Genomic DNA, 25,586 nt, shown 5'->3' on the forward strand with positions numbered 1-25,586 from the left:
GGCAAGGTCATCCGCGCTGAGACCGTGGCCGATGGAATCACCTGCCGGACGGCACTGATGCTGACCACGGATCGACATGTCTGGTTCGTCAAGGGAGTGCCGACGAGCGACTTCCCATCCCTCGAGGCGCAGCTCACCGAGATTGCGCTGAACACTGCGGTGCAGCGGGTCAGCCCGGCGCTTCGCTGGGAAGCCGTCGCCGACGAGTGGCACCTGATCGGGTTCGATTACGTGGACGGTCGGCACGCTGACCTCGGCCCCGGATCGGCCGACCTGCGGACGGTCGCCCACCTTCTCAAGCGGGCGCGATCCTGCCGCCCGCCAGTCGGCTACGAGGTGCCGTCACTGGTCGCTCGATACCGTCCCCACCTTCGGCCCGGCGACGCTGAGGCACTGGCCGGTACGGCGCTGCTGCACACGGATACCAACCCGCACAACCTGCTGATCACCGAGCAGCGCGGGTACCTGGTGGACTGGGCCATGCCCGCTCTCGGCCCGTCCTGGGTGGACCCGGCGCAGACGGCCGTACGGCTCATGGACGCCGGTCGCACGCCCGCTGAGGCACGCGCTTGGCTGTCCCAGTTCCCGGACTGGGAGGGGGCCCCCTGGGTAGCGCGGGAGCGGTTCATCGAGGTGGTCTGTCGGCAGGCCACGGCGGCCATCGGTGACCTTGCATCGCATATCCATGAGACGTTCCGGAGCCTGCTGCCCCCGCCTGACGTGTTCTGACGCCCGTGATCGGCCTCGGCCGCGGACCGCCGAAGCCCTCGCGCGGCCCGATCTCCGTCGAGCCGTCGTCCTCGCGGCCGAGCACGACGATGTCCAGGACCTCGCACCAGAACCGCGCCGGCACCTCGGCTCGCGGCAACCGAGGGACACCGCCGGGCTCAGTCCGGGCGTCGCGCCAGCACCAGTCGGCCGCGCGGGCTGCCGTCGTCCCGCAGGCCGAATCCGGGCAGCGGCAGGGTCTCCACCGTGAAGCCCGTCCGCTCCAGGTCCGAGCGGACTCCGGACAGCGGGAAGGTGCTGTAGTACATGACGAACGGCGGGCGCAGCAGGGCGTTGCGGACCCGCATCGCGGCGTCGAAGCCCAGCAGCGTCCAGTAGGGGAGGGAGCCGACCCGGGGCGGCGCGCCCACGGGGAAGGCGAACAGGCCGCCGGGCCGCAGGGCGCGGTGCACCTCGGTGAAGAGGGTCGGGCGCTCCTCGGGGAGGAAGTGGCCGAAGGCCCCGAAGCTCACCGCCAGGTCGAAGGTGGGGGTCAACGGCAGCCGCCGGACGTCGGCCCGGAGCCAGCCGACCACCGGTCCGTCGGACGACGGCGGCTCGGAGGCACGGGCGACGTCCAGCATGCCGGCGCTGAAGTCGACGCCCAGGACCCGGGTCCGGCAGAGCTTCCGCAGTACCTCGACGCCGGCGCCGGTGCCGCAGCAGAGGTCGAGTCCGGCGTCGAACGGCCCCAGCGGCTCCAGCGCCCCGGCCACGGCGTCCAGCACGGCGTCCGGGGTCCGGAACGGGGTGCGGTCGAACTTGGGGGCCAGCAGGTCGTATCCGCGCTCGGTGGAGGAGAGCGCCTGGACCGCCAGTTCACGGAGGGTCGGGCCCTGCGGGGAGAACATCCGGGCAGCGTATCGCCATCCGTGGCGGCGCGGGGGCCGATCCGGGGCCGGCCCGGGCCGGCTCTCGCTCCGGGCCTCGGCTCTCAGCCCTCGGCTCAGCCCTCGGCGGTGGCGCAGGCCGGATGGCCCCAGCCGTCCGGGTTCTTGGCGATCTGCTCGCCCTTGGCATAGGACTTGCCGCAGCGGCAGCGTCCGGCGAACCGGGCCGGGATGGTGCCCCTCGGGGACTTCGCCTTCGAGGCCCCGCCGGAGCCGGCCGGTCGGCTCTTCGGCGCCGAGGCGCGCGCGGCGGAGGGCACGGGGGCGTCGGCCCCGGTGCCGCTCGCGGCCTGCTGGCTGACCGCCGCCTGGCTCGCGGCCTGGTCGGCGATGGCGTTCAGCGGATCGCCGCCGACCTGGTGCGCGGCCACGTGCACGAAGGTCACGTCACGGCCGGTCAGCAGCTCGTCGATGCGCCGGACCAGCTCCTGGTTGGCCACCGGCTTGCCGCTGGAGCTCTTCCACCCGTTGCGCTTCCAGTTCGCGATCCAGGTCGAGACGGCCTTCATCGCATAGGTGGAGTCCATCCGGACCTCCAGCGGCACCGCCGGGTCGGTCTCGGCGAGCAGCTGCTCCAGCGCGGTCAGCTCGGCGACGTTGTTCGTCGCCCGGCCGAGCGGACCGGCCGCCCAGCGCTGCGGCTGCGCCCCGCCGTCGGCGAGCACCCACGCCCAGGCGGCGGGCCCGGGATTTCCCTTGGCTGCCCCGTCACAGGCAGCAATCATGCGAACGACCATGCCGCCATCATGCCAGGCCCGTGACCGGCCGCCGCCGCCCGATCGTCAGCAGCGGGCCGCCCGCCCGGCGGCCAGGCGGGCTTCGAGACCGGTCCGGCAGCCGGGCCACTCGGCCTCGGTGATGGAGAAGACGGCGCTGTCGCGGAGCCGGCCGTGCTCGCCCGGGGCCCAGGACTCGGACCAGTTGCGGAGGACGCCCTCGAACCGTGCGCCGGTCCCGGCGATGGCGGCGCGGGAGCGGCTGTTGCGGGCGTCCGTCTTGAGGTCGACCCGGGAGACCTGCCAGCCCTCGAAGGCCTGGCGGAAGAGCAGCAGCTTGGCCTCGGCGTTGAGCCCGGTGCCCTGGGCGGACGGGGCGAGCCAGGTGAAGCCCACCTCCACCGCCAGCAGCCGGCCGCCGCTGCGCCAGAGCCTCGGCTCCAGGTAGGCGGTGGCCCCGACCGCGCGTCCGGTGGCCAGGGAGACCTGGGCGTACGGGGCGAGGCGTCCGTCGGCGGCCCGTTCGAGCTGGGCGTCGATGTAGCCGCCGACCTCGGCCGCCCGGGGCACCCAGGTGTAGCCGAAGGAGTCCCGGCCCTCCTCGGCGGCCAGCGCCAGATCGGCCGCATGCCGGTGGCCCAAGGGCTCCAGCCGGACCGTCTCTCCCTCCAGCACCGGTCCTTCGAGCTTGAATTCCATCGTCCCTCGCTCCGTTCGGCGTTCGACCGTCACTCGACCGTCCTTCGACCGGAGCCGTCTGCCCCGGTCGGGAGCGAACGCTAGGACAGCTGCCCGCCCCGGCGCTCCGCATTTTTCCGTGCGGCGACTCGGAAAATATGATCGTCATGGTCATTGCCCCTGGTCACTGCCGCTCCTAAGCTGACGGTCCGCGAGCACCTCATCGGTAGCGGAGCCCACCCCTCCGCCCGCGTCGACAAGGAGGTCGGCGATGCGAGAGCCGATCCGCACCGGCGGTGACCTGCCCTCCTGCGTGCTGCTGGGCTATGACGGCAGCGAGTCCGCCGACTCGGCGCTGCACACGGTCGTGGACCGGCTGCGCGGAGCCCCGGTCCACCTGGTACTGGCCTACGCGGAACCCCCGCTCGGCGCCTGGTGCACCCCCGGCGGACTGGCGCTGACGCCGTGGCAGTCCGGTTGGGCGCAGGCGGACTTCGTCCGGACCCTGGCCGAGATCCGGATGCTGGGCGAACCGGTGGACTGGGAGTTCACCTCCCGGATCGGCGCGGCCACCGCGTTCCTGCGGTACACGGCCCGCGCGGCCGGCGCGGGGGCCATCGTCCTCGGCCGGACCCGTCGCCGCTGGGGCCGGACGTTCTCGGTCGCCGCCCGGCTGAGCCGCTCCGCCCCCGCCCCGGTGCACGTCCGCTGAGTCGATGCCGGGCGCGCGGCAGGCAGGCGGCGCGGGCCCGCAACGTCGCCTGCCTGCGCGGCGGAGCGCATAGGGTGGTGACGAGCCGGAGGAACCGGTGCCCCCTGCGGAGGACTCCCAGTGATGGAACGCCAACTGACGCTGATGGCCGTGCACGCCCACCCCGACGACGAGGTGCTGTCCACGGGCGGGGCGCTGGCCGCCGCGGCGGCCGAGGGAATCAGGACCGTCCTGGTCACCTGTACCAACGGTGAGCAGGGCGACGGACCCGGCGGGGCGAAGCCCGGCACGCCGGGACACGACGAGGCGCAGGTGCGGGCGGTACGGCTGGCCGAGCTGAACGAGTCGGTCGCCCTGCTGGGCATCTCCGACCTGGAACTCCTCGGCTACGCCGACTCGGGGATGGTCGGCTGGGCGGCGAACGAGAGCCCGACGGCCTTCGCCAACGTCCCGCTCGAGGAGTCCGTGGGCCGGCTCGTCGCGCTGATGGAGCGTTACCGGCCGGACGTCGTGGTCACCTACGACGAGAACGGCGGCTACGGCCACCCCGACCACATCCGGGCCCACCGGATCACCGTCGCCGCGATCGAGGCGAGCGGGATCCCGGCGAAGTTCTACCACACGGCCATTCCCCGGGCCCGGTTCGCCGAGCTCTTCGAGTACCTCCGCAGCAGCGGTGCGGACATCGGCGACTTCGAGCTGCCCGAGGACTTCGGCACCCCGGACGAGCAGATCACCACCTTCGTGGACGTCTCCCGGGAGGTGGAGCGCAAGGTGAAGGCACTGGAGGCGCACGCCAGCCAGGGCGAGAACATCTTCCTGCTGCGGCTGCCGGAGGAGGGCAAGCACCGGGCCCTGGGCCAGGAGTGCTTCATCCGGCAGTTCAGCAGCGTCCCCGTGCCGGAGCACGAGGACGACCTCTTCGCCGGCCTGCGCTGACCCGGGGGTCAGGTCACCACTGCGGGACCGGGGAGCCGTCGCCGGCGCCCAGATCCGGTTCGTCCCTGAGTTCCAGCGCCTCGCCCGCCCGGTGCAGTTCCAGCACGACGACGCTGTTCCGGCCGGGCCGCCACAGCGGCGCCGGGGCGTACAGGGTCACCTGCGGGCCCCGGTCCCAGTAGCGGCCCAGGGCGAAACCGTTCAGCCAGACCATGCCCTTGGTCCAGCCGGGGAGCGCCAGGAAGCCGTCGGCCGGCTCGTCGACGGTCAGCACCGCCCGGTGGAAGGCGGGGCCCGCCGGGGTCTCGGGTCCGAAGGACAGCGCCGTCAGGTCGGTGAGCGGCAGCGGCCGGATCTCCCAGTCGAACTGGTACTGGTTGTCCAGCCGCACCCCGCCGGTGATGCCCTTGCGGTCGGCCAGCAGCGGACCGTAGTTGATCCGGCCCTGGTTCTCGACCAGCAGGTCCAGCACCGCGCCGCCCGGCGGCACGGCCACGGTCAGGCTCTCGGCCGGGCGGTTGCGGTCCAGCACCCCCAGTTCCCGGCCGTCCAGGAAGACCTGGGCGCGGTCGGCCAGCCCGTCGACGGTCAGCTCCGCCGGGTCCAGCGGTCCGCGCAGCCGGGTGCGGTAGTGGATCAGCCCCAGCGACTGGCCCAGCGCCTCCATCGGCTCCGGTTCGAGGCGGTGGTGGACGGTGGAGAGCAGGTCGAGCGAGCCCAGCAGCGAGGCGGCGGCCCCGGTCCCGACCCGCTGCGGCGCCAGCCGGGGGAGAGTTGGTGGCAGCGGGTGGGGACTGGGCCCCAGATGACGCCCGATCACCTCGCGGAACCGGTGGAACTTCTCGGTCAGCTCGCCCGCCTCCCCGACCGGGGCGTCGTAGTCGTAGCTGGTGACGGTGGGCTGGTAGCGGTCGCCGTCGTGGTTGGCGCCGTTGTACCAGCCGAAGTTGGTGCCGCCGTGGCCCATGTAGATGTTGACCGACGCGCCCGCGCCCAGCAGCGTGTCCAGCACCTCGGCGGCCTCCCCGGCGTCGCGGACATGGTGCGGCTCGCCCCAGTGGTCGAACCAGCCGTGCCAGAACTCGGCGACGAACAGCGGTCCGGTCGGCTGGTGGCGGCGCAGCACGGTCAGCGCGGACTCCGGGCGCGAGCCGAAGGTGGCGGTGGCCGTGACCCCCGGGATCCGGCCGCCGAGCTGGAAGTTGTCGCCCGCGCCGTCGGCGGTGAACAGCAGGCAGTCAGCGCCGCGCCGGAGCAGGCCCCGGTGCAGGTGCTCCAGGTAGCCGGTGTCGTTGCCGTAGCTGCCGTACTCGTTCTCGACCTGGATGGCCACGATCGGTCCGCCGGCCCCGGCCTGGAGCGGCACCAGTACCGGCAGCAGGACGTCGAACCAGGCGTCCACGGCGGCCAGGTAGCGCGGCTCGCTGCGCCGCAGCCGGAGCCGCGGATCGGCCAGCAGCCAGCCGGGCAGCCCTCCGGCCTCCCACTCGGCGCAGATGAACGGGCCGGGTCGGACGATGACGTCCAGGCCGAGGTCACCGGCGGTGCGGACGAAGGCGGCCAGGTCCTGGGGCCCGTCGAAGTCGAACTCGCCGCGCCGGGGCTCGTGGAGGTTCCAGGCGACGTAGGTCTCGACCGTGTTCAGGCCCATCGCGCGCAGCCGCAGCAGCCGGTCGCGCCACAGCTCGGGGCGGACCCGGAAGTAGTTGACGGAGCCGGAGACCACCTGGTGCGGTCGGCCGTCCCGGGTGAACGCGTCCCCGAGGACCTCCAGCCGGGGACGCGGTCGGGGGCTCGGCCCGGGATGCGGGTCGGGGCGCAGGAGGCCGTCGCGGTCGGCGGCGGGCGCGGTGGTGCTCATGGTGCGGTGCTCCAAGGGTGCGGTGCGCCAAGGGTGCGGTGCGCCAAGGGGGAGGCGGACGCGGCGGGCGTCGCCGTCAGGTCGATCCGGTCGAGGCCGGTGCGGACGGGCTCTCCGGGCGCTGGTGCGGGGGCCGGGGAGTCCGGATCAGGCCGAGGAGTCCAGGGCCTGCGGCGTGGTGCCGTGCTGGAAGGGCCGACCGGTGGCGAAGCGCTCCAGCTCGTCCACGGCCGCGTGGCCGAGGCGGCGCAACTCGTTGCCGAAGGAGCCGGCGATGTGCGGGGTGAGGAACACGTTGGGCAGGTCGTAGAGCTCCGCCTCGGTGCCGGGGTCGGCGACGTCGATCACGGCCTGCAGCCGCCCGCGCTTCAACTCGGCGACCAGCGCCGGGCCGTCGACCAGGTCGCCGCGGGCGGTGTTGATCAGGGTGGCTCCGTCGCGCATCAGCGCCAGCCGCTGCTCGTTGATCATGCCCCGGGTCTCGGCCAGTGCCGGGGCGTGCAGGCTCACCACGTCCGAGAGCCGGCACAGCTCGTCCAGCGGGACCAGCCGGGTGCCCAGGGCCTCGGCGGCGGCCGGGTCCAGGGTCGGGTCGTGCAGCAGGATCTGGTAGTCGAAGCTGCGCAGCAGCTCGATCACCCGGCGCCCGATGTGGGAGGCGCCGACGATGCCGATGGTGCGCCGGTAGTTGCCGATGTGGCGCCAGTCCTGGCGCAGTCCGGCGGTGCTCCGGGTGCGCCGGTAGTGCTCGCGGATCTGCAGCACCTGCTTGTTGACCGACAGCACGGCCGCCAGGGTGTACTCGGCGACCGGCAGGGCGTTGGCCCAGGCCGCGCTGGAGACGGCGATCCCGCGCTGCCAGGTCGCCCGGGTGACGATGCCCTTGACCGACCCGGCGGCATGGATCACGGCCCGCAGCCGGGGGGCCCGGTCGAGGAAGGGGCCGTCCAGCACCGGCGCGCCCCAGCAGGTGAGCAGCACCTCGGCCTCGGCCAGGGCCCGGGGCGGCAGTTGGGCGGCGGTGTAGGCGAGGACGGGCGAGTCCCAGCGGGCCAGCCGGTGGATCCGGTCGCGGGCCTGCTCGTCGAAGACGTCGGTCGGATCGAGCAGGTCGTCCATCACCAGGAGGACACCGGGGCGGTGCGGCGACGGGGGCGGCCCCGGGTCCGCGAGCGGCGCGGGGGAGAGCGGTGAGGCGTTCATGGGTGCGGGCTCCTGCGGTGGCTGCGGGGTGGGCCTACTTGATGCTGCCGCCGGTCAGACCGGCCTTCCAGAACCGCTGGAGGCAGACCATGACCACGATCAACGGGATGACGGCGAGGGCCGATCCGGTGAGGGCGACGGGCAGCAGCTGGGGCGAGTCGCCCTGGCTCTGCGCGGAGACGTACATGTTCCAGAGGCCCAGCTGCACCGGGTAGAGGTGGTCGTTGGTGAGCATGATCAGGGCGAGTTGGAAGCCCTGCCAGATCCCGGTGAAGGCGAAGATGGCGATGGTGGCGAAGCCCGGCATCAGCAGCCGCATCGAGATCGAGCGGAAGATCCGCCCCTCGCCCGCGCCGTCGATCCGGGCGGCCTCGACCACCTCGTCGGGGATGTACGAGGAGCTGAAGACCCGGGCCAGGAACACCCCGGCCGGGTTGACCATCGAGGGGATCAGGATCGCGAACACGGTGTTGACCAGGCCCAGCTTGGAGAAGACCAGGTACTGGGGGAGCATCAGCACCGGCATCGGGATCAGGCTGCCCACCAGCACGGTCATGAACAGCGGCTTCTTGAAGCGGAACTCGAACTTGTCGAAGGCGTAGCCGGTGGCGCAGCAGATCAGCGCCTGGAGCGCGGCGCCGGCCAGCGCGTACAGCAGGGTGTTGCCGTACCAGCGCAGGTAGATGCCGCCGTCGTAGCTGAAGACGGCGCTGATGTTCTGCCAGAGGTGGAAGCCCTGGACCGAGAAGAGCGAGGTCCCGTCGATGCCGGCGGTGTCCTTGTTGATCAGGGACAGCATGGCGACCAGGGGCATGATGCTGTAGAGCACGTAGAGCCCGAGGACGACGTTGACCAGGGTGCGGGCGCCGCGCCGGGTCGGCGCCCGGTCGGGGCGGGCGCTCGCCGGCGCCGACCGGACGGTGCGGACGGGCCCGGGCTCGGTGACGGGGGTGGCGCGGGTCGCGGTCACTGGGTCCTCCTGCGGGAGACCCAGCGCATCGCGACGAACGACAGCGAGCCGACGAAGAGGGCGAGCAGGACCGACGCGGCGGCGGTGGCGCCGTAGTCGAGCTTGTAGAAGGCGCTGTCGTAGATGTACATCATCGGGGTCCAGGTCAGTGGGATCGCCGGGGTCGACAGGTTCAGCAGGAACGGCTCGGTGAACAGCTGGAGCGTCCCGATCAGGGCGAACATGCCGTTCACGCCCACCATGCCGGCGATCTGCGGGAGTTTGATGCTCAGCGCGGTGCGGACCTCGCCGGCCCCGTCGACCAGGGCGGCCTCCAGGTTGTCGCGGGGGATCGCCTGGAGCGCGGCGTAGAAGACCAGGGTGTTGTAGCCGACGCCCTCCCACAGGCCCAGGTTGACCACGGCGGCGACCGCCCCGGGCAGGTGCAGGATGTCGAATCCCACACCGACGTGGTGCAGGGCGCCGACGACCGGGCTGATGCCCGGGGTGTAGAGGTACAGCCAGACCATGGCCGCGATCAGACCGGGCACGGCGTGCGGGATGAACAGTCCGGTCTGGACCAGCTTGCGGGCCCGGGCCAGGGTCGAGTCCAGCAGCAGGGCCAGCGCCAGCGCCACGCCCAGGACCAGCGGGATGAAGAGCAGGCAGTAGAGGACGATGACCAGGAAGCCGCTGCGGTAGGCCGGGTCGGCCAGGACGTGGGTGTAGTTCGCCAGGCCGGCGAACACGCTCCGGGCCGGGCCGAAGCCGGTGCGCCGGGTCTGGAAGAAGCTCAGGTAGACCGCGTACCCGGCCGGGACCAGGATGGCGAAGCCGAACAGGGCGAAGAAGGGTCCGGTGAAGGCGAGGACGGTGCTGCCGCGCGGGGAGCTGCCGCTGCGCCGGGGCCCCGGCCCGACCGGGCCGCTCCGCAGCGCGGACCCGGCGCGGGCCCGCCGCGCTGCGGGGGAGGTGCTGACTGCCATGGTGATCGGGTCCTCGTGGTTACTGCGCGACCGTGTATCCGTCGGACTTGAGGTCGCTGAGGGTCTGGGACTGCGTGGAGGTCAGCGCGTCGGTGAGCGTCCCGCCGACGAGGACCTTCTGGTTGTCCGCGGCGAGCAGCTTGTTGGTGTCGACCATCAGCGGCCCCCAGGTCCAACCGGGCCTGATGCTCCGGGCGGCGGTGCCGAACAGCGCGTACAGGTCCTGGCCGCCGAAGTAGGCGGCGTAGTCGGCCTTGAAGGCGGTGGTCGCGGTGGGCGCGTTGGCCGCGTCGGCCGGGTAGAGGCTCGGCCCGTCGGTGCCCAGCTTGGTCTTGAGGGCGTCGGCCGAGGTGGCGTACCACTGGGCGAACTCCTCGGCGGCGGCGGTGTTCTTGTTGTCGGTGGTGATCGCCAGGCTGGAGCCGCCGTCCATGCCGGTGGCCGGCTGCCCGTCCCAGCTGGGCAGCGGTGCGGCGGCCCACTGTCCGGTGGACTTGGGGTCGTTGACGACGAGGGTGGAGACCGAGGAGGCGGGCAGGATCTCGGTCAGCACGCTGCCGTCGGCTACCGCCGGGGCGAGCGACGGGTCGGCGACCAGCTTGTCCGAGGCCAGGCCCTTGGTGATCAGGTTCTGCCAGTAGGAGGCGACCTGCTCGGTCGGCGCGTCGGTGAGCGTGGTCCTCCAGGAGCCGTTGCTGTCGGTGAACCACTGGGCGCCGTTCTGCCAGGCCAGCGCCTGCTCCGCGGCGGCGTCGTCCGGCGAGAAGTTGACCAGCACGGACTTCGGGTCCTGGGCCTTCAGCTGCTGGGCCTCGCTCTGGAACTGGGCCCAGGTGGTCGGCACCGCGAGGTGGAACTTGGCGAAGAGGTCCTTGCGGTAGACCAGGACGACCGGCTCCACGTCGAAGGGCAGCGCCCACTGCTTGCCGCCGAGGGTGACCAGGCTCATCGCGGCCGGGGAGAAGTCGCTCTTCAGGCTGGAGTCGAAGGAGGAGCTGAGGTCCTTGAGGTCGCCCTGGCTCGCGAACTCCGGCAGGGCCTGGTACTCGCAGTTGAAGACGTCGGGCGCGTTGCCGGCCTTCGCGGCGTCCAGCACCTTGGTGTAGCCGCCGTTGCTACCGCCGGTGATCTTGGTGAAGTTCACGTGGACGTCGGTGTGGGTGGCGTTGAACTCCGCCACCACCTGCTGGGCGTTGCCGGTCCAGGACCAGAAGCTGATCGTCACCGGGGACTTGGACGAGGGCGCCGCGGCGCTCGACGTGCCGCTGCCGCAGGCGCTCAGCGAGACGAGCGTCGCGCCGGCGAGGAGGGCGGCGGCGCCGGTGCGGGCGGACCGGGCGAGGGATCTGGCCATGGGGAGGCTCCCAATCGGATGACACTGGCCTGGGCCAGGGGTGAGGGGGGATCAGCGGCCCGGTGGGGGCGGGCCTGCTGATCGGTCATCATGGAGTGGGGTTTTCCTAGAGTCAACAGTAAAAACCAATCAGTCAATCAATCCACAGAGCTTGGTCGGGCAGCGACCAGCGCGGCCCCGCAGGAGTCCCGCACCTTGAGCTCCGGCAGCAGCTCGATGTGGGTGCGCTGGCGGGCCGGGTCGGCGATCCGGAGCAGCAACTGGTTGGCGGCGGCCTCGCCGACCGCGTGCTTGAGCGGGGCGACGGCGGTCAGCGGGACGTCCGCGACCGCCGCCAGCTCGTCGTCGTAGCTGACCAGGGCGAAGTCCTGGGGGACCCGGATGCCCTCGGCCGCCAGCCGCTGGAGCAGGTTGACGGCGTCGGTGTCGGTGTGGACGAGGGCCGCCCGCACCTCGCCGGACTGGATCAGCGCCAGCAGCCTGGGCAGTTCCTCCTCGAAGGACTCGGTCCGGCCGGCCCCGACCGGGGCCGCCTTCCCGCGCAGGTCGTCCTCGGGCAGGTCCAGCGCCCGCATCGCCGCGGCGTAGCCGAGCCGGAGGGCGGGCTCGGTGTGCGAGGCGCGGAGCAGCAGCGCGATCCGCCGGTGGCCGAGCCCGGCCAGGTGCCGGACCGCCATGGCCGCGCCCTCGGCGTGGTCGGAGCCCACCCGGTCCAGCTCGGTGCCGGGGCTGCCCACCGGTACCCGCCGCTCCAGCAGCACCGCCGGGACCTGAAGGCGGGTCAGCTCCTCGCACTCGGCGCCGGTCGGGCCGCCCGGCTCCCAGCTGGGGGTGAGCAGCAGCCCGTCCGCCCCCGCCCGGACCATGTTCGCGACCTGCTGGGCGAAGCGCTCGGAGCTGTACTCGGTGATGCCCACCAGCAGCCTGGTGCCCGCCGCCGCGGCGGCGGCCCGGGCGCCCTGGATGACCCCCTGGTAGAAGTAGCCCGCGACCGGCACCACCATGCCCAGCAGCGGACCGGACGCCGCCGCCGGGGCCCGGCGGGCCAGCCGGGCGTCCCTCGCGTTCAGCGTGGCCGTCGGCCAGCTCACCTTGCCGTGCAGCCGGCGCAGCCGACCGACCTCGGCCAGGGCGATCACGTCCCGGCGGATGGTCTCCAGCGAGCTGCCGACCTCCGCCGCCAGTTCGGTCACCCGCATGCTGCCGTGCCCCCGCACGATCTGCAGGATCCGCTCGTGCCGCTGCTCCACGCTCTCGCGCATGACACTTCCCCTCCACAGGCCGGCGCTGTCTGCGCCCGACCCCGGCAGCATAGCGATGCGTGTGGATTTTCTGACCGAGTTGGGTCCATCTGTGTGAACCCCCTGGACCCGGGTCGGGGGTGCGGCCCGGGACCGGCGGGGAGCGGGGCTGCTGACCGAATAGTGACTGATTGACTGATCGGTCTTGACGGTGTGTGAAAAAGCTTCCTAGGCTCCGGTCGCCGCCACCGGCTGTCGAGGCCCTGTCCCGGCAGCCGGTGGCACATCCGGGCAATCCCTCCCCTCAGACCCCGGGCGCGGGGGCAGTCCCCGTCGGCGCGGCTCCGTCCGCCGCCGTCCTGCCGTCCCGTGCCCGGTCCGGACAACGCCGTCCCGCCCCCGCCGTGAGGAGCACCCCCATGAGCCCCGCCCACGCATCCGGCCCCGCCACCCCCGACCCGACCCCGGCCGCTGCCGGGCCGACCCGCAGGAGCGTGCTGGCCCTCGGCGGACTGGCGTTCGGCGCGCTCGCACTGCCGCTGGGCCTCCCGCAGTGGGCCGCGGCGGCCACCGACCCCTACGCCGCCCTGCGGACGGCCTGGACCGGGTACCTCTCCGGCGGGGCGATCGACCCGACCAACCCGGTCTACGCCCCGGCGCTGGCCGGCCTGAGCAACCTGGCCCAGGCGTACCTCGGCTCCGTCCAGACCGGCGCGGGATCCGGCTCGCTCTGGGCCGACCTGCCGCTGGGCGCCGTCTCCGCCAACATCACCAGCACCTTCGGCCGACTGCGGACCCTGGCCCTGGCGTACGTCACGCCCGGCACCGGCTGCACCGGCAGCGCGACCCTGGCCCGGACCGTCACCGCGGGCCTGGACTTCATGGCCGCCGGCGCCTACGCGCCCGCCGTCGCCCCCTACAACAACTGGTGGGACTGGCAGATAGGCAGCTCCCAGGCGCTCGGTGACACCGCCGTGCTGATGTACGGTCAGCTGACGGCAGCCCAGATCGCGTCCTACTGCGCGTGCATCGACGCCTTCGTGCCCGACCCCACCAAGCAGCTGATCATCGGCTCCGGCAGCACCACGTCCACCGGGGCCAACCGGCTGGACGAGTGTCGGGCGGTGATCGTGCGCGGCGCGCTCGGCGGGAGCGGCACGAAGATCGCCGCCGGGGTGGCCGCCCTCTCCCCGGCGCTGCCGGACGTGATCTACGGCGACGGCCTCTACGCCGACGGCTCCTTCCAGCAGCACGGCGGCGTCGCGTACACCGGCACCTACGGCGCGATCTTCTTCACCGACATCGTCGCCCTGGTGCTGATGCTCCAGGGCTCGGCCTGGGCGGTCACCGACTCCGACCTGGCGCAGGTCCTCACCGGCGTCGCCAACGGCTTCGTGCCCGTGGTCCACAACGGGCTGATGCTGGACGCCGTCCGCGGGCGGGCGGTGTCGCGCTACAACGAGACCGACGCCAGCGATGGATTCGCCGCCGCCATCACCCTGCTGAACTGGGCCAGCGCGAGCACCGACAGTGCTCAGGCCGCCAGTTGGCAGTCGGTCGCCAAGGGCTGGCTGCAGCGCAACACGGTGGTCACCGTCGCCTCCACCACCAGTGCCATCGTCAACAACACCACCGGCGCGACGGTGACCGTCTCCGGAGCCTCCGTCGCCTCGGTCGCGCTGGCGGAGTCGGTCCTGGGCGACTCCTCCATCGCCGCGGCACCCGAGCCGACCGTGCACCAGCAGTTCCCCAACATGGCCCGGGCCGTCCACCGGCGGCCGGGCTGGGCCTACGCGCTGTCGATGTGCTCGCGCTCCGTCCAGCGCTACGAGGTGATCAACGGCGAGAACCTGCACGGCTGGTACACCGGCGACGGCATGGGCTACCTCTACCTGGACAGCGACATCTCCCAGTTCGACGACGCCTTCTGGGACACCGTGAACGCCTATCAGCTGCCCGGGACCACCGTCGACACCGGTACCCTCGCCAACTCGGCCGGGGCGACCACCAAGCCGAACACCACCTGGGTCGGCGGATCGGTGCTGGCCGGCAGCTACGGGGCCGTCGGCATGCAACTCCAGGCCTGCTCGACCGATCTGACGGCGGTGAAGTCCTGGTTCTGCCTGGACGACGCCGTGGTCGCCCTGGGCGCCGGGATCACCTCCACCAGCGGCAACCCGGTGGTGACCGTGGTGGAGAACCGCAACCTGCACGCGGGCGGCAGCGCCACCCTGTCGATCAACGGCACCGCCCAGTCCACCGCGCCGGGCTGGACCAGCACCGTCAGCGGGGTGCACCACGCCTCCGTCGGCGGCGTCGCGGGCTACTGCTTCCTCTGGCCGACCGGGGCCAACAACGTCCAGTTCGCGCTGACCGAGCAGACCGGGAACTGGAGCAGCGTCAACTCCCTCGCGCCCACCACGCTGGCCGACGACAGCCGGCCCTATCTCAGCATCGTCTGCGGCCACGGGGCCGACCCCAGCGGCGCCACCTACTCCTACGTGCTGCTGCCCGGGGCGACCGAGGCCCGGACCGCCGCCTACTCGGCCGCGCCCCCGGTGAGCGTCCTGGCCAACACCCCCCAGGTGCAGGCGATCATCGACTCCGCCCTGGGGGTGACCATGGCCAACTTCTTCGCCGCCGGAACCGCGGGCACGCTCACCGTCAACGCCCCGGCCTCGGTCTCCACCCAGACCTCGGGCACCACGCTGACCATCGCGGTGGCGGACCCCAGTTGGTCCTCGGCCACCGTGCAGGTCGGCGTCTCCGTCCCCGGCTACACCTCGGTCGTCTCCGCCGACCCCACCGTCACCGTGCTCTCCACCTCGGGCGGGAGCGTCCAACTGCTGGTGGAGACCGGCGGATCACGCGGGGCCAGCCACAGCGTGACCCTGTCCGGCACCGGCGCCGCACCCGCCCCGGCCACCGCGACGCTGCTCGCCCCGACCGACAACGCCTATGTGCGCGGCGGGAGTTACGCGTCCCAGAACTTCGCCGGCAGTACCACCATGGCCGTCAAGAACTCCACCGGGGCCTACGACCGGATCGCCCTGCTGAAGTTCTCCACCGCCGCGATCAGCGGAACCGTCGCCCGGGCGATCCTCTGGGTCAACGGCTACGTCGCCGACTCCGGCGGCAGCCAGACCGGCCTGACGGCCTACGGCACCAGCACGGACAGCTGGACCGAGGCCGCCGTCACCTTCACCGACGCACCCGCCCTCACCACGGCCTACGGCAGCGGCCAGCTCAGCGACACCGCCGACTGGGTCGGCCTGGACGTCACCGCCCTGGTCGCGGCCGGCGCCGACGGCCTCGCCTCCGTCGGCGTCTCGCAGCCGAGCGCGGGGCTGGCCGTCCTGCTGGCCACCAAGGAGGGGAGTGCGGCCACCGCCCCGGTGCTCCAGGTGATCACCCACTGACGGAAGGTCCGACCCGCGCGGCCCGGCGGCCCGGCTGCCGCTGACCGGACCCCGGTCAGAGGAAGTCGGGCCAGGCCCAGCCGAGGTAGGTGCCGCCCCACTGGGCGGTGAGGTGGGCGACGGTGGTCTCGCCGACGTAGTCGCCGTCGTCCGGGTAGTTGGTGGTGACGATCTGTCCGTCGTCGCCGACGACGATGGCCACATGCCCGTACGGCTGGTCCGGCATCCGCCAGAAGACCAGCGCGCCCACCGGCGGGGTCAGGTCGGAGGCCGGGCCCTTCATCGAGGACGGGGTGCCGTTCCAGTTGTCGATGGCGTAGGTCCAGCCGGAACTGGAGCGGCCGTAGGCGCGGGCGACGAAGTTGTCACAGCGGTCGTACCACCCGGCGGTGTGGGCGGCGACCTGCTGCAGCGCCCAGTCGGCGGCGGCCTGCGCGACCGGCGAGGGGTGGTTGCGGTTGGTGACCGGGGTGGGCGCGGTGTGGCGGGGGGCGGCAGTGCCGCCGGTGCGCCAGTAGAGGTGCTCACCGGGGCGGATCAGGTTCGGGTTGCCGCCGATGGTGCCCCGGTTCTGCTGGTACAGGGGCTCCCAGCCGCCCGGGACCGCCAGCTCCTGGGCGACGCCGGAGAGGGTGTCCCCGGGACGGACGGTGTGCTCGCGGGTGGTGCCGCCCGCCGCGCCGGCCTTCTTGGCGGGGGCGGGCTGCTTCTTCGCCGGCTGCTTCGGCTGCGTCGTCGCCCTGGCCGGCGCGGCTGCGCCGTTGGTCCGGGTGAGTCCGGTGCGGACCGAGCAGACCGGCCAGGCGCCGGGGCCCTGCTCCTGCAGCACCCGCTGGGCGATGCCGATCTGCTCCGCCTCGGTCGCCCGGTTCGGGGTGGCGGCGAAGTGGGCGCCGCCGTAGGCGTCCCAGGTGGCGGTCGAGATCTGGAGCCCGCCGTAGGCGCCGTTGCCGGTGTCGGCGGTCCAGTCGCCGCCGGACTCGCAGACCGCGACCTTGTCCCAGGTCGCGGTGGCCGTGGCCGTCGCGGCGGACGCCGTGGTCGAGGCGGCCGCCTGGCCGGTGCCGGCGGCCAGGACCGGGATGGAGACGCCCAGCGCGGTCACGCCGGCCGCTTTGGCCAGGGTGGTGCCCGTGCCGGCGGGCTGCGGTCTGCGGTGGCGCCCGGTGGTACCGGCCATGTTCACTCCCTGGCGGTCGAGATGCGGCTTGACGCGTCGTCACCGACGACGGCGCGGCAGCCTGACATTCTGCTCCTCGTAGGGTGACAGCGCGGTGTCCGTGCTGTCGAGAGTGCCTACCGGGCCCGCGACTGCCGGGAGTGACGCCTGGGCGTTCCGCGCCCGCGCTCGGCGGCCGTCGGTCGGCGGCCGTCGGTCAGCGGAAGCGGGAGCTGGGGACCGGCCCGGGGGAGCGGAGCCGGTCGCGGGAACCGAGGAACCAGGTCGGACCGACGGCGGCGGCGAAGGCGGCGAACGCCTCGTCGCTGTCGGCCGGGGTGCCGCCGTCGCCGGGGTCGGCCGAGGGATCGGCCTGGACGACGGCGGCGGCCAGGGCCTCGGCCGGGCGGTCGTCGGCGTCGAGCCCCTCGGCCCGGCCGCTGCGGTCGTACCGCTGCTGCGCACCCCAGGGGGCGACCGCGGTCTGGTGCAGCAGGGCGATGCTGTCGGCCGTGACCGGCGGAGCCTCGGTCCAGCAGCTCGCGTGCTCGTGCAGCACCTGGCCGGGCGCGCGCTCGACCAGCTGGGCGGCGATCGCGCCGGTGTCGTCGAGGGCGTCCAGGCGGTAGGCCACGACGACCGTGTTCCCACGCCCGGGGGCGAACGGCTCGGCGGGCAGGCCCAGCACCTCGGCGGCGGCGAGTCCCAGGATCAGGCTGTCCCGGTCCGGCAGCAGCGACACCGACTCGGGCCGTGCACCGGCCGCCGCCAACGCGGCGCGCAGCCGCAGCAGTCCGCGCAGGCAGAGGGAGTAGGAGTCCTGCAGCCAGGCGTAGCGACCGTGCATGCCGGCTTCGAAGCCGAAGGGGGAGAGCGTCCCGAGCAGCGATCCGCCGATGACGAACTGCCAGCCGCGCAGGTCGGTGCGGTCCAGCGGGGCGGCGGTCCCGGCACTCGCGGCCCGCTCCACGGTCCGCGAGATCCGGGCGTGCACCGGCAGCCACATCTCGTCCTCCGGCGTCGAGAGCCGTGCGAACTGGCTGCGGGTCAGCGGCAGGTCCCCGGCCATCACCGCGTTGAAGACCAGGAGGTAGCGGTCGGGCCAGTCGGTCAGCGAGGCCTCGCGCGCGGCGAGGACGTCGGCGGCCTCCCGGTTCCGGTCCTCGCGCTCGTAGGCGGCGACCAGTTCGCGCAGCACCCCGGCCGACTCGGGGAGCAGCCGCAGCGCCTCGCGCAGGGCGGGGACGGCCAGGTAGGCGATGCCGCGTTCGATGCAGGCGTAGCCGAAGTCGTACAGCGCCTTCGGGCTGCCGGGTTCGGCGGCCAGCTGCGCCGAGGCCTGCCGCAGGTCGTCGAAGCCGGCCATGGTGGCGGCGCGCTCCAGTACCCCGGCGAGGCCGGCCGGGGGGAGGGAGTCGGCGACCGGACGGAGCCGGCGGAGCGCGGCCGGGATGTCCCCGGAGTCCAGGGCCTCGTTCGCCAGGCCGAGCTCGGGCGCTGCGGCGGGCCCGGTGGCGGCGGGATCGGTGGGGCGGGATCGGTGGGGGCGGCGGGGGTCTTCCGGATGCGGTCACTGCGAAACTTCATGGACGCGATGATCGCGCACGGGTGATCGGGCCGACAATCCAATAATGCCCGGCCCCCGGTCAGTTGTCCGTGAGGCGTTCCAGCAGCTGCTGGAAGTCGAGGTCGACGTCGACGCGGATCGCCCGGCCCTCAGGCGCGGTGAGGCGGGTGAGGGTGCCGGCCCGCCACCAGTAGACCGACGGGCTGACCGCGCCCGGGGCCTGGGCGAAACCGGTGGCGGCGAAGCGGGCCATGGCGTTCAGGGTCGGCACCACGCTGCGGCCGGTGATCACGTGGAAGGCGAACTGGTGGCGGAAGGGCATCGCCACCAGAGCGCCCTCGGGGCCGAGTTCGGCCTCCTCGTAGACCGGGGCCACCTCGTCGAGCAGCAGGACCAGGCTGGGCAGGAAGTAGGACTCCCCTTCGAGCACATGGAAGCGGGCGCCGTCGTCCTCGGTGACGGTGCGGTGCCGCTTCACCGGGATCCGGCGCAGGTTGGCCAGCGCGCGGACCCGCAGCGGGGCCGGCTCGCCCAGCGTGGCGAGGCCCCGCTCGTTCAGCACCTGGACGGTCTCCGGCAGGTCCAGCGCGAGGACTTCGAGCAGATCCGGCGTCAGTTCGGGGCCGTAGGCGTAGCCGCCGTCCAGGTGGGCCATGTCGATGCCGACGATCCTGGGGAAGAGCCGGGCCAGCAGCCGCTCCCGGGGCATGGTGGTCAGCACGTCCGGGCCGTCGACCGAGCGCAGGATCTTGTCGACGTGGTCCCGCACCAGCAACGGCCAGGCCCGGGTGCCACGGCGGTCGTGGTGGCAGGTCGCGGCGAGGTTGGCCAGCCCGAACCGGCGGCCGGTGCTGTCGGTGACGTGCGCGGGACCCATGGTGACCTCAAGCCCCTGCTCGGCGAAGGCCTCCCGGACCCGGGAGCGGAGAAAGGCCGCCTCGGTCTCGGAGAGGAGGGCCAGCGCGGAGTCGCGCGGCAGGTCGGCCGCATCGCGCTTCGGGCGCTTGGATTTGCGCCGGAATATCCCCATGACGTCCCCCTGGACACGGCTGTACCGACCGTCGAGCTCCGAAGATCATAGCGAGGGCGGTGGGCCAGAACCTGCGGAACGGGTGGGAGGTCAGACGTGTCGGGCGGACTCGTGAGGAGCGTCACAAAGGGTTGATGTTTGAAACCGGATCTGTCTAGCGTGCAGCCATTCGCACTAAGCGGAACCAGTACCTCCGGAACGCCGAACCCTGCCGCCGGAGGCACTGGCACCAGAGCACGCGCCACGGCAGGGGCGGGGGAACCAAGTAAGTCGCCGCGACCTCGGGGTCGCGGCTCGGGGTGAAGCCGTGCTGTGCACGGCCGGGCAACTCCAGCCCGAATCCGACAGCTCACTTCGTAGGCGTGGGAGAGGAAAACTTCACCATGCTGCTGTCCGGTAACGGGCGCCACCGCGCCACCCGTCGTACTGCCACCCAGCGCCTCGTCTCCGGAGCCGGCATCGCCGGCATCGTGAGCCTCGGCATTCCGCTGGCCGCCGCCACCGGTGCCTCCGCCGCCCCGGCCACCGCCGCCACCGTCGCCGACGTGACCGCCGCCACCACCTCCGCCGCCGCGCCTGCCGCGGTCGACGCCGTGCCCACCTCGGCGAGCACCAGCACCGCCCCGGCGACCTACACGGTCGTCTCCGGCGACTGGCTGTCCAGCATCGCCGAGAAGGAGAACGTCTCCGGCGGCTGGCAGGCGCTGTACAACCTGAACAAGGCCACGCTCACCCAGGGCCCGAACCTGATCTTCCCCGGCGAGCAGCTGGTCCTCAGCGGCACCGCCGCCTCGGACTCGTCCAGCCAGTCCAGCGCCGCCACGACCACCACCTCGTCGAGCGACGACTCGTCCGGCTCGCAGAGCAGCGACGCCTCGTCCGACTCCGGTTCCTCTTCCTCTTCCGCCGGCTCCGCCGACACGGGTAGCAGCGACGACTCCGGCAGCAGCGACTCCACCGCCGCCACCACGTCGAGCTCCAGCTCCACCGACGCCTCCACCTCGAACGAGGACCCGCAGGCGATCGCCGCCCAGATCGTCCCCGCCGACCAGCTGGCCTCCTTCGACGAGATCATCTCGCACGAGAGCGGCTGGGACGTCACCGCGACCAACCCCTCCTCCGGCGCCTACGGCCTGCCCCAGGCCCTGCCCGGCGACAAGATGGCCTCGGCCGGCGCCGACTGGCAGACCGACGCGACCACCCAGCTGGAGTGGGCGCTCAACTACATGAACACCACCTACGGCAGCCCGAACCAGGCCTGGGCCTTCTGGCAGGCGAACAACTGGTACTAGTCCGAACCTCGGTGACTCCCCGTCAGGAAGGCGCGTAGTCGCCTTTCATGGGGGACGCCTCGGCGGAAGCCCCAGTCCCGGCCCGGCCCGGCGCGCTCCATGCGCGCCGGGCCGGGCGTCGTCGTGCCCGGGGGGCCGACGGCGCCCCATGGCATCACGTGGTGCCATCTCGGCGCGATATGAGCCATGAGGACTTGCCATGGAGCCAAAATGGTGCCAAGCTCAAGCCATGGAACTCACCCCTTATGTCGAAAGCCTCCGCCGCGAGCTGACGACCGCAGCCGAGGTCGGCGGCGAGGACGTCCGCGCGCTCGCCGACCGGCTCCTGCAGCCCCTGGACGCGGCGGTCCGGCTCACCCTGCTGGAAGCGCTCTCCACCGCCGCCGACGAGATCTCCGCCGAGCTCGCGCCCGGCAGCGTCGACGTCCGGCTGCGGTCCGGTTCCGCCGCCTTCGTCGTGACGCCGCCGCCCGCCGCTCCGCCGGCCGCCGCCCCCGGGCCGGTCGACGTGCGGATGCCGCTGGCCGACGGCGACGACTCCGCCATGGTCCGGATCAACCTGCGACTCCCCGGCAACCTCAAGGCCATGATCGAGGACGCCGCCGCAGCGGGCGGCCTCTCCGTCAACGCCTGGATCGTCCGGGCCGCCGCGGCGGGGCTCGCCGGCGAGGCCCGCACTGCTGTCCGGCCCGCCGCCCAGAACCCCGGGCAGGTCAGTCAGACCTACACCGGCTGGGCCCGCTGACCACCGCAGTCCCGCGCACCGAGCACCGCGCACCGAGCACCACGCACCGGGCCGCACCCACGGACGACCACACCCCATTGCGAAGGAACCCGAGATGTCGCTCTCGAACTTCAACACCCCGTCGCCGATCGCCGTCACCCTGGACCTCTACGTCGCCGACGTCCGCATCGTGGCCGGCGACCGCGCCGACACCGTCGTCGAGGTCCGCCCGAGCGACCCCGACCGGCCCGCCGACGTGAAGGCCGCCGAGAACACCCGCGTCGAGTACGACGAGGCGGCCCGCACGCTCAGCGTCGTCAGCCGGAAGCCCCGCAGCCGGTTCGTGAGCTTCAACAAGCGCCCGGAGTCGGTCGAGGTCCTGCTCCAGCTGCCCACCGACTCCGACGTGAGCGGCGAGGCCTCGCTGGGCGACTACCGCACCGAGGGCGCCCTCGGCGCGGTCACGCTGAAGACCGACCTCGGCGCGGTCCGGACCGCCGAGACCGGCCCGCTGAACATCCGCACCGGGCTCGGGGAGATCGCCGTCGATTCGGTGAGCGGCTCCGCCCAGGTGCACAGCGGGTCCGGCGAGATCCGCATCGGCGCCGTCGACGGTTCCGCCGACGTCTCCGCCAGCAACGGCAACATCCGGATCGGCGTGGTCACCGGTGCCGCGAACGTCAAGGTCGCCAACGGCGCCCTCTCCGTCGACCGCGCGCTGTCCGACCTCACCGCCGCGAACTCCAACGGTGAGGTGCGGATCGGCGAGGTCGTGCGCGGCAAGGTCAACGCCACGACCAAGAACGGCCGGGTCGACATAGGCGTCCGTGAGGGCAGCGCCGCCTGGCTGGAGCTGAACACCGCCGTCGGCCGCGTCTACAACGAGCTCGACTCCGCCGACGCCCCCGACGCCGGCGAGCCGGTCGACAAGGTCGAGATCCACGCCGGCACCAAGCTGGGCGACGTCGTGGTCCGCCGCACGCCCCGGCTGGAGGACAAGGCCTGAACGCCGCCGGCGTCAGCGCCGAAGCAGCTGTTGGACGGTGGCCAGCGTGACGTCGACGGTGTCGCTCCAGGAGCAGACCTCCAACCACGACAGGAAGCCGTCCTCGGCGAAGACCAGCACCTCACCGGGGCAGTCGCCGTCCTCCAGGTACAGCTGGAGCTCGGCCGCCACCACCGTGCCGGGGCCCGACGGCGCCGACTCGACGGAGGCCGTGTCGAGTTCGAAGTAGGCAGTGCCGCAGCCGCACCTGCAGCGACCGGATACCAGCAGGTGGGGGATCTGCCGACGCAGCACGGCATGGGCCGGATCGGCCTCGTCGAGGAGAGCGTCGAGCACGAAGGCCACGTCGGCGGGCAGGGAGTCCATCACGCGATCACCGTATCGGCCGCCCCCGACGCCCGCACCGAGCCGCCGCTCCCCGAGTTCCCCTCCCCGCGATACGCGCCGGAGGGGTCTCACTGGCTCGGGCGTGGCAGGCCGGTGCGCTTGGCGGTGGCCAGGATCGGGGTGGTCTCGACGGTGGTGATCCGCTCCAGGGCGCCGAGGGTCTCGGTCAGGAACGCGTACAGGGCGCTGAGGTCGGTCACCGCCACCGCCAGCAGGAGATTGGCGGGGCCCGTGGTGGCGGCGGCGAAGCGGACCCGGGGGTGGCGGCCCAGGGCTTCGCCGGTGGCGTCCAGCGCACCGGGGCTGACGGAGAGCCAGAGCAGCGCCTCGGCATGGCAGCCGAGGAGTGCCAGGTCCAGCTCGGTGGCCAGCCGGACCACACGGCCGTGGATCAGCGCGTCCACCCGGCGCCGGACGGTGAGCGGGCTGAGGCCGGTCCGGGCGGCCAGTTCGGTGTAGCCGGCCCGGCCGTTCGCGCTCAGGGCCTCGATCACGGGGTCGTCCGTCCGGGCCGCTTCGAACCGGTCCTGTCCGATCAGGGGTTCCGTCGGCCCGGGGGAGTCGGCCGAGGCCGAGAACCGGTCGGCCGAGAGCGGGTCGGCCGCGTGCAGCCGGGCGGTCTCCTCCTCGGTGAGCAGGTCGGTGCTCCAGGCGAACGAGGTCGGGAAGACCCGGAGCAGCGTGTGCGAGGTCCAGGAGGCGACGGCGGCGGTCGCGGGGAGGTCGCGCAGCAGCAGACCGTTGCGGGCCTCGGGACCGTCCAGGAAGAGGATGGTGCTGATCTCGTCGCCGCCGCCCAGTACGTCCACCCAGACCGTGTCCGGCCTGCGGGCCAGGGTGGTGGCCACCGCCCGGACCCGGTTCGGACGGCAGCGGACCCGCAGCGCCAGCGGGATCAGGGAGGGGAACCGGACGGGATTGCGCACCACGGTGGCCCGCAGCGTGCCGTCGGCGTACAGCGGACCGACCCGGCGGACGACCGTGCGCTCGGACAGGTCCAGGCAGTGGGCGAGGGTGCGCCAGGAGGCGCGCGGCGCGATCAGCAGCGCGGCGGCGATCCTGCGCTCGGTCTCGTCGAGGGATTGGCGCACATTCGCCATTCTAGGTGGACCGGGCGTCTGCTTTCCTGCGCCCAGGGCGTCAATGCTGGCCCACTCATGGCGTCGGGCCGTAGACCTGAGCTGTCCGAGGGACAAGGGAGAAGGACCGAGAGGGGACAGCCGTGACGAACACGACGGGCGGAGTGGGCGGAACGAACGGCAGTGGAACGGGTCCGGTGGTCGCCACCGGCAACGGTCTGCTGCGCGGCAGCTCGGAGGGCGCGGTGGCGGCCTTCCGGGGGATCCCGTACGCGGCCTCGCCGGTGGGCGCGCTGCGGTTCGCCGCGCCGAGCCCGCAGCCGGGCTGGAGCGGGGTCCGGGACGCGGTGCGCCCGGGGCCGGCGGTGCCGCAGGGGCCGTCCCGGCTGGAGGCCGTGATGGGGGAGCGGGTGCCGGACTGGGACGAGGACGGGTGCCTCACCCTCAATGTCTGGACGCCGAGCGAAGCCCTGCCCGCCCCGGCCGGCGCCCCCGCTGCCGGCGCACCGGCCCCCGCCGCCGACGGCGTCCGGCCGCGCCCGGTGCTGCTGTGGTTCCACGGCGGCGGCTTCAGCAGCGGCAGCGGCGGTTGGGACTGGTACGACGGCGCCCGCCTCGCCGACCTCGGCAACCTCGTCGTGGTCACCGCCAACTACCGCCTGGGGCCGCTGGGTTACCTGTACCTGCCGGAGTTCGGGGTGGACAACGCGGGTGCCCGCGACCAGGGCGCGGCACTGCGCTGGGTCCGGGAGAACATCGCCGCGTTCGGCGGCGACCCGGAGTCCGTCACGGTCGGCGGCCAGTCGGCCGGCGCCTACTCGGCCCTTGCCCTGGCGCTGGACCCGGCCACCGGCGGTTCGATCCGCCGGGTGATCGCCCAGAGCGGCCCCTGGGGCCTGCCGCCGCAGGACCCGGCGACCGCCGACGCGGCCGCCACCGCCTACCTGAGCCTGCTCGGCATCGCCCGGGACCGGAGCGGCTTCGAGCAACTGCGCACCCTGCCGGTCCAGCGGCTGCTGGACGCCTACCGCCGACTGGGGGCCGAGCGCAGCACGCCCGGCGACCCGACCCCGCCGATGTACCCGGTCCTCGGCGGAGCGGGAGTCCCGCAACCCCTCCTCCCGGCGGCTGTCGCCGGTGGCCTGGGCGGCAAGGACCTGCTGCTCGGCACGGTCGCCGACGAGATGACGGCCTTCGGCCACCGGGGACCGGGGAGCGAGGCCGCCACGCACCGGTTCTTCGGCGTCGGCACCACGGAGCTGGCCGAACACCGGGCCGCCCAGGGCACTCCGGCCCACGTCTACCGCTTCGCCCGTCGGCCGTCCGCCGACGTCCTCGGCCTCGGCGCCACGCACTGCGCCGAACTGCCCTTCCTCTTCGGCACGTTCGACGCCTACCCGGCCGCCCCGATGCTGGGCGCGGTCAGTGCGTCGGACCGTGCGCTGGCGGACGCCTTCGGCGGCGCGCTCGCCGCGTTCACGGCCACCGGCGCCCCGGGCGGCGACTGGGCGCCGTACCGGACCGCTGCCGACGTCGCCCGCCTCGGCTGACCGGCGCCACCGGTCGGTCCAACTGCTGCTGCCACCGGGCACGTTGGCGGTGGCCTGCGGCAGCGGGCTGATACCG

Annotated in this window: 22 protein-coding genes and 1 riboswitch; of the genes, 8 read left to right on the forward strand and 14 right to left on the reverse strand. The window is 73.1% G+C overall.

The window, feature by feature from the left end; translation table 11 throughout:
• Window positions 1-57 precede the first annotated feature (57 nt).
• Window positions 58-729, forward strand: coding sequence for a phosphotransferase family protein (locus BS75_RS38060; RefSeq protein WP_408022608.1), 672 nt, complete (start codon window positions 58-60; stop codon window positions 727-729).
• 158 nt (window positions 730-887) lie between these two features.
• Here BS75_RS38060 and BS75_RS38065 read toward each other — a convergent pair whose 3' ends face one another.
• From BS75_RS38065 to BS75_RS38075, 3 genes are all read right to left on the reverse strand, one after another.
• Complete coding sequence (locus BS75_RS38065) at window positions 888-1,619, reverse strand: class I SAM-dependent methyltransferase (RefSeq protein WP_034091488.1); 732 nt, start codon at window positions 1,617-1,619, stop codon at window positions 888-890.
• A 95-nt stretch (window positions 1,620-1,714) separates the two neighbouring features.
• Complete coding sequence (locus BS75_RS38070; protein WP_034091489.1) at window positions 1,715-2,395, reverse strand: ribonuclease H family protein; 681 nt, start codon at window positions 2,393-2,395, stop codon at window positions 1,715-1,717.
• Between the two features lie 45 nt (window positions 2,396-2,440).
• Window positions 2,441-3,073 carry a GNAT family N-acetyltransferase gene (locus BS75_RS38075; protein WP_034091490.1) on the reverse strand — a complete coding sequence of 211 codons (633 nt, stop codon included), beginning with the start codon at window positions 3,071-3,073 and terminating at the stop codon, window positions 2,441-2,443.
• A gap of 250 nt (window positions 3,074-3,323) precedes the next feature.
• Here BS75_RS38075 and BS75_RS38080 point away from each other — a divergent pair, with 250 nt between their 5' ends.
• Both BS75_RS38080 and BS75_RS38085 read left to right on the forward strand, forming a co-directional pair.
• Entirely contained in the window at window positions 3,324-3,764 is a 441-nt protein-coding gene (locus BS75_RS38080) for a universal stress protein (RefSeq protein ID WP_034091491.1), read from the forward strand.
• A gap of 123 nt (window positions 3,765-3,887) precedes the next feature.
• On the forward strand, window positions 3,888-4,703 hold the full coding sequence (locus BS75_RS38085) for a PIG-L family deacetylase (protein ID WP_174515075.1): 816 nt from the start codon (window positions 3,888-3,890) through the stop codon (window positions 4,701-4,703).
• Window positions 4,704-4,716: 13 nt separating this feature from the next.
• Here the strand turns inward: BS75_RS38085 and BS75_RS38090 are convergent, their stop codons facing one another.
• From BS75_RS38090 to BS75_RS38115, 6 genes are all read right to left on the reverse strand, one after another.
• Window positions 4,717-6,564: a glycoside hydrolase family 35 protein gene (locus BS75_RS38090; RefSeq protein WP_081983025.1), complete on the reverse strand. Its 1,848-nt coding sequence runs from the start codon at window positions 6,562-6,564 to the stop codon at window positions 4,717-4,719.
• 147 nt (window positions 6,565-6,711) lie between these two features.
• Window positions 6,712-7,767, reverse strand: a complete 1,056-nt coding sequence (locus BS75_RS38095; protein ID WP_081983026.1) for a hydroxyacid dehydrogenase — start codon at window positions 7,765-7,767, stop codon at window positions 6,712-6,714.
• Window positions 7,768-7,801: 34 nt separating this feature from the next.
• The gene (locus BS75_RS38100; RefSeq protein ID WP_267970522.1) at window positions 7,802-8,737 is read right to left on the reverse strand and encodes a carbohydrate ABC transporter permease; all 936 of its coding nucleotides are present in this window, start codon (window positions 8,735-8,737) and stop codon (window positions 7,802-7,804) included.
• The gene (locus tag BS75_RS43680; protein WP_081983027.1) at window positions 8,734-9,702 is read right to left on the reverse strand and encodes a carbohydrate ABC transporter permease; all 969 of its coding nucleotides are present in this window, start codon (window positions 9,700-9,702) and stop codon (window positions 8,734-8,736) included. Before BS75_RS43680 ends, BS75_RS38100 begins: the two co-directional genes overlap by 4 nt.
• Before the next feature lie 19 nt (window positions 9,703-9,721).
• On the reverse strand, window positions 9,722-11,056 hold the full coding sequence (locus tag BS75_RS38110; protein WP_034091493.1) for an ABC transporter substrate-binding protein: 1,335 nt from the start codon (window positions 11,054-11,056) through the stop codon (window positions 9,722-9,724).
• 137 nt (window positions 11,057-11,193) lie between these two features.
• A complete protein-coding gene (locus tag BS75_RS38115) occupies window positions 11,194-12,318 on the reverse strand; it encodes a substrate-binding domain-containing protein (protein ID WP_034091494.1) in 1,125 nt (374 codons plus the stop codon).
• Window positions 12,319-12,716: 398 nt separating this feature from the next.
• Between BS75_RS38115 and BS75_RS38120 the strand changes: the two genes are divergently transcribed.
• On the forward strand, window positions 12,717-15,716 hold the full coding sequence (locus BS75_RS38120) for a polysaccharide lyase family 8 super-sandwich domain-containing protein (RefSeq protein WP_052070215.1): 3,000 nt from the start codon (window positions 12,717-12,719) through the stop codon (window positions 15,714-15,716).
• Between the two features lie 55 nt (window positions 15,717-15,771).
• On the opposite strand, the gene BS75_RS38125 is transcribed toward BS75_RS38120, so the two are convergent.
• The 3 genes from BS75_RS38125 to BS75_RS38135 form a co-directional block, all read right to left on the reverse strand.
• Window positions 15,772-16,896 (reverse strand): transglycosylase family protein, encoded by a 1,125-nt coding sequence (locus tag BS75_RS38125; protein WP_052070217.1) that lies wholly within the window; start codon window positions 16,894-16,896, stop codon window positions 15,772-15,774.
• A gap of 196 nt (window positions 16,897-17,092) precedes the next feature.
• Entirely contained in the window at window positions 17,093-18,241 is a 1,149-nt protein-coding gene (locus BS75_RS38130) for a tetratricopeptide repeat protein (RefSeq protein WP_231608013.1), read from the reverse strand.
• A gap of 280 nt (window positions 18,242-18,521) precedes the next feature.
• Window positions 18,522-19,472, reverse strand: a complete 951-nt coding sequence (locus BS75_RS38135; RefSeq protein WP_034091496.1) for a hypothetical protein — start codon at window positions 19,470-19,472, stop codon at window positions 18,522-18,524.
• 189 nt (window positions 19,473-19,661) lie between these two features.
• A riboswitch (cyclic di-AMP (ydaO/yuaA leader) is annotated at window positions 19,662-19,850 on the forward strand.
• Between the two features lie 5 nt (window positions 19,851-19,855).
• Here BS75_RS38135 and BS75_RS45255 point away from each other — a divergent pair.
• The 3 genes from BS75_RS45255 (at window position 19,856) to BS75_RS38150 (ending at window position 22,494) form a co-directional block, all read left to right on the forward strand.
• Window positions 19,856-20,764: a LysM peptidoglycan-binding domain-containing protein gene (locus BS75_RS45255; protein ID WP_052070221.1), complete on the forward strand. Its 909-nt coding sequence runs from the start codon at window positions 19,856-19,858 to the stop codon at window positions 20,762-20,764.
• Window positions 20,765-20,993: 229 nt separating this feature from the next.
• Window positions 20,994-21,509, forward strand: coding sequence for a type II toxin-antitoxin system HicB family antitoxin (locus BS75_RS38145; RefSeq protein ID WP_034091497.1), 516 nt, complete (start codon window positions 20,994-20,996; stop codon window positions 21,507-21,509).
• Window positions 21,510-21,603: 94 nt separating this feature from the next.
• Entirely contained in the window at window positions 21,604-22,494 is an 891-nt protein-coding gene (locus BS75_RS38150; RefSeq protein ID WP_034091498.1) for a DUF4097 family beta strand repeat-containing protein, read from the forward strand.
• A gap of 12 nt (window positions 22,495-22,506) precedes the next feature.
• Here the strand turns inward: BS75_RS38150 and BS75_RS38155 are convergent, their stop codons facing one another.
• Window positions 22,507-22,860 carry a hypothetical protein gene (locus BS75_RS38155; RefSeq protein WP_331281479.1) on the reverse strand — a complete coding sequence of 118 codons (354 nt, stop codon included), beginning with the start codon at window positions 22,858-22,860 and terminating at the stop codon, window positions 22,507-22,509.
• Window positions 22,861-22,949: 89 nt separating this feature from the next.
• Window positions 22,950-23,981 carry an Lrp/AsnC family transcriptional regulator gene (locus BS75_RS38160; RefSeq protein ID WP_174515074.1) on the reverse strand — a complete coding sequence of 344 codons (1,032 nt, stop codon included), beginning with the start codon at window positions 23,979-23,981 and terminating at the stop codon, window positions 22,950-22,952.
• Between the two features lie 122 nt (window positions 23,982-24,103).
• Between BS75_RS38160 and BS75_RS38165 the strand changes: the two genes are divergently transcribed.
• Window positions 24,104-25,510, forward strand: coding sequence for a carboxylesterase family protein (locus BS75_RS38165; protein ID WP_231608014.1), 1,407 nt, complete (start codon window positions 24,104-24,106; stop codon window positions 25,508-25,510).
• The last annotated feature ends 76 nt before the right edge of the window (window positions 25,511-25,586 follow it).

Source organism: Streptacidiphilus albus JL83, from assembly GCF_000744705.1.
Classification (GTDB): domain Bacteria; phylum Actinomycetota; class Actinomycetes; order Streptomycetales; family Streptomycetaceae; genus Streptacidiphilus; species Streptacidiphilus albus.

What these genes read in the sequence shown, in the direction of transcription:
- BS75_RS38060 (WP_408022608.1), top strand. Translation starts at nt 58, where the DNA reads ATGCTGACCACGGATCGACATGTCTGGTTCGTCAAGGGAGTGCCGACG.
- BS75_RS38065 (WP_034091488.1), bottom strand. Translation starts at nt 1,619, where the DNA reads ATGTTCTCCCCGCAGGGCCCGACCCTCCGTGAACTGGCGGTCCAGGCG.
- BS75_RS38070 (WP_034091489.1), bottom strand. Translation starts at nt 2,395, where the DNA reads ATGGTCGTTCGCATGATTGCTGCCTGTGACGGGGCAGCCAAGGGAAAT.
- BS75_RS38075 (WP_034091490.1), bottom strand. Translation starts at nt 3,073, where the DNA reads ATGGAATTCAAGCTCGAAGGACCGGTGCTGGAGGGAGAGACGGTCCGG.
- BS75_RS38080 (WP_034091491.1), top strand. Translation starts at nt 3,324, where the DNA reads ATGCGAGAGCCGATCCGCACCGGCGGTGACCTGCCCTCCTGCGTGCTG.
- BS75_RS38085 (WP_174515075.1), top strand. Translation starts at nt 3,888, where the DNA reads ATGGAACGCCAACTGACGCTGATGGCCGTGCACGCCCACCCCGACGAC.
- BS75_RS38090 (WP_081983025.1), bottom strand. Translation starts at nt 6,564, where the DNA reads ATGAGCACCACCGCGCCCGCCGCCGACCGCGACGGCCTCCTGCGCCCC.
- BS75_RS38095 (WP_081983026.1), bottom strand. Translation starts at nt 7,767, where the DNA reads ATGAACGCCTCACCGCTCTCCCCCGCGCCGCTCGCGGACCCGGGGCCG.
- BS75_RS43680 (WP_081983027.1), bottom strand. Translation starts at nt 9,702, where the DNA reads ATGGCAGTCAGCACCTCCCCCGCAGCGCGGCGGGCCCGCGCCGGGTCC.
- BS75_RS38110 (WP_034091493.1), bottom strand. Translation starts at nt 11,056, where the DNA reads ATGGCCAGATCCCTCGCCCGGTCCGCCCGCACCGGCGCCGCCGCCCTC.
- BS75_RS38115 (WP_034091494.1), bottom strand. Translation starts at nt 12,318, where the DNA reads ATGCGCGAGAGCGTGGAGCAGCGGCACGAGCGGATCCTGCAGATCGTG.
- BS75_RS38120 (WP_052070215.1), top strand. Translation starts at nt 12,717, where the DNA reads ATGAGCCCCGCCCACGCATCCGGCCCCGCCACCCCCGACCCGACCCCG.
- BS75_RS38125 (WP_052070217.1), bottom strand. Translation starts at nt 16,896, where the DNA reads ATGGCCGGTACCACCGGGCGCCACCGCAGACCGCAGCCCGCCGGCACG.
- BS75_RS38130 (WP_231608013.1), bottom strand. Translation starts at nt 18,241, where the DNA reads ATGGCCGGCTTCGACGACCTGCGGCAGGCCTCGGCGCAGCTGGCCGCC.
- BS75_RS38135 (WP_034091496.1), bottom strand. Translation starts at nt 19,472, where the DNA reads ATGGGGATATTCCGGCGCAAATCCAAGCGCCCGAAGCGCGATGCGGCC.
- BS75_RS45255 (WP_052070221.1), top strand. Translation starts at nt 19,856, where the DNA reads ATGCTGCTGTCCGGTAACGGGCGCCACCGCGCCACCCGTCGTACTGCC.
- BS75_RS38145 (WP_034091497.1), top strand. Translation starts at nt 20,994, where the DNA reads ATGGAACTCACCCCTTATGTCGAAAGCCTCCGCCGCGAGCTGACGACC.
- BS75_RS38150 (WP_034091498.1), top strand. Translation starts at nt 21,604, where the DNA reads ATGTCGCTCTCGAACTTCAACACCCCGTCGCCGATCGCCGTCACCCTG.
- BS75_RS38155 (WP_331281479.1), bottom strand. Translation starts at nt 22,860, where the DNA reads ATGGACTCCCTGCCCGCCGACGTGGCCTTCGTGCTCGACGCTCTCCTC.
- BS75_RS38160 (WP_174515074.1), bottom strand. Translation starts at nt 23,981, where the DNA reads ATGGCGAATGTGCGCCAATCCCTCGACGAGACCGAGCGCAGGATCGCC.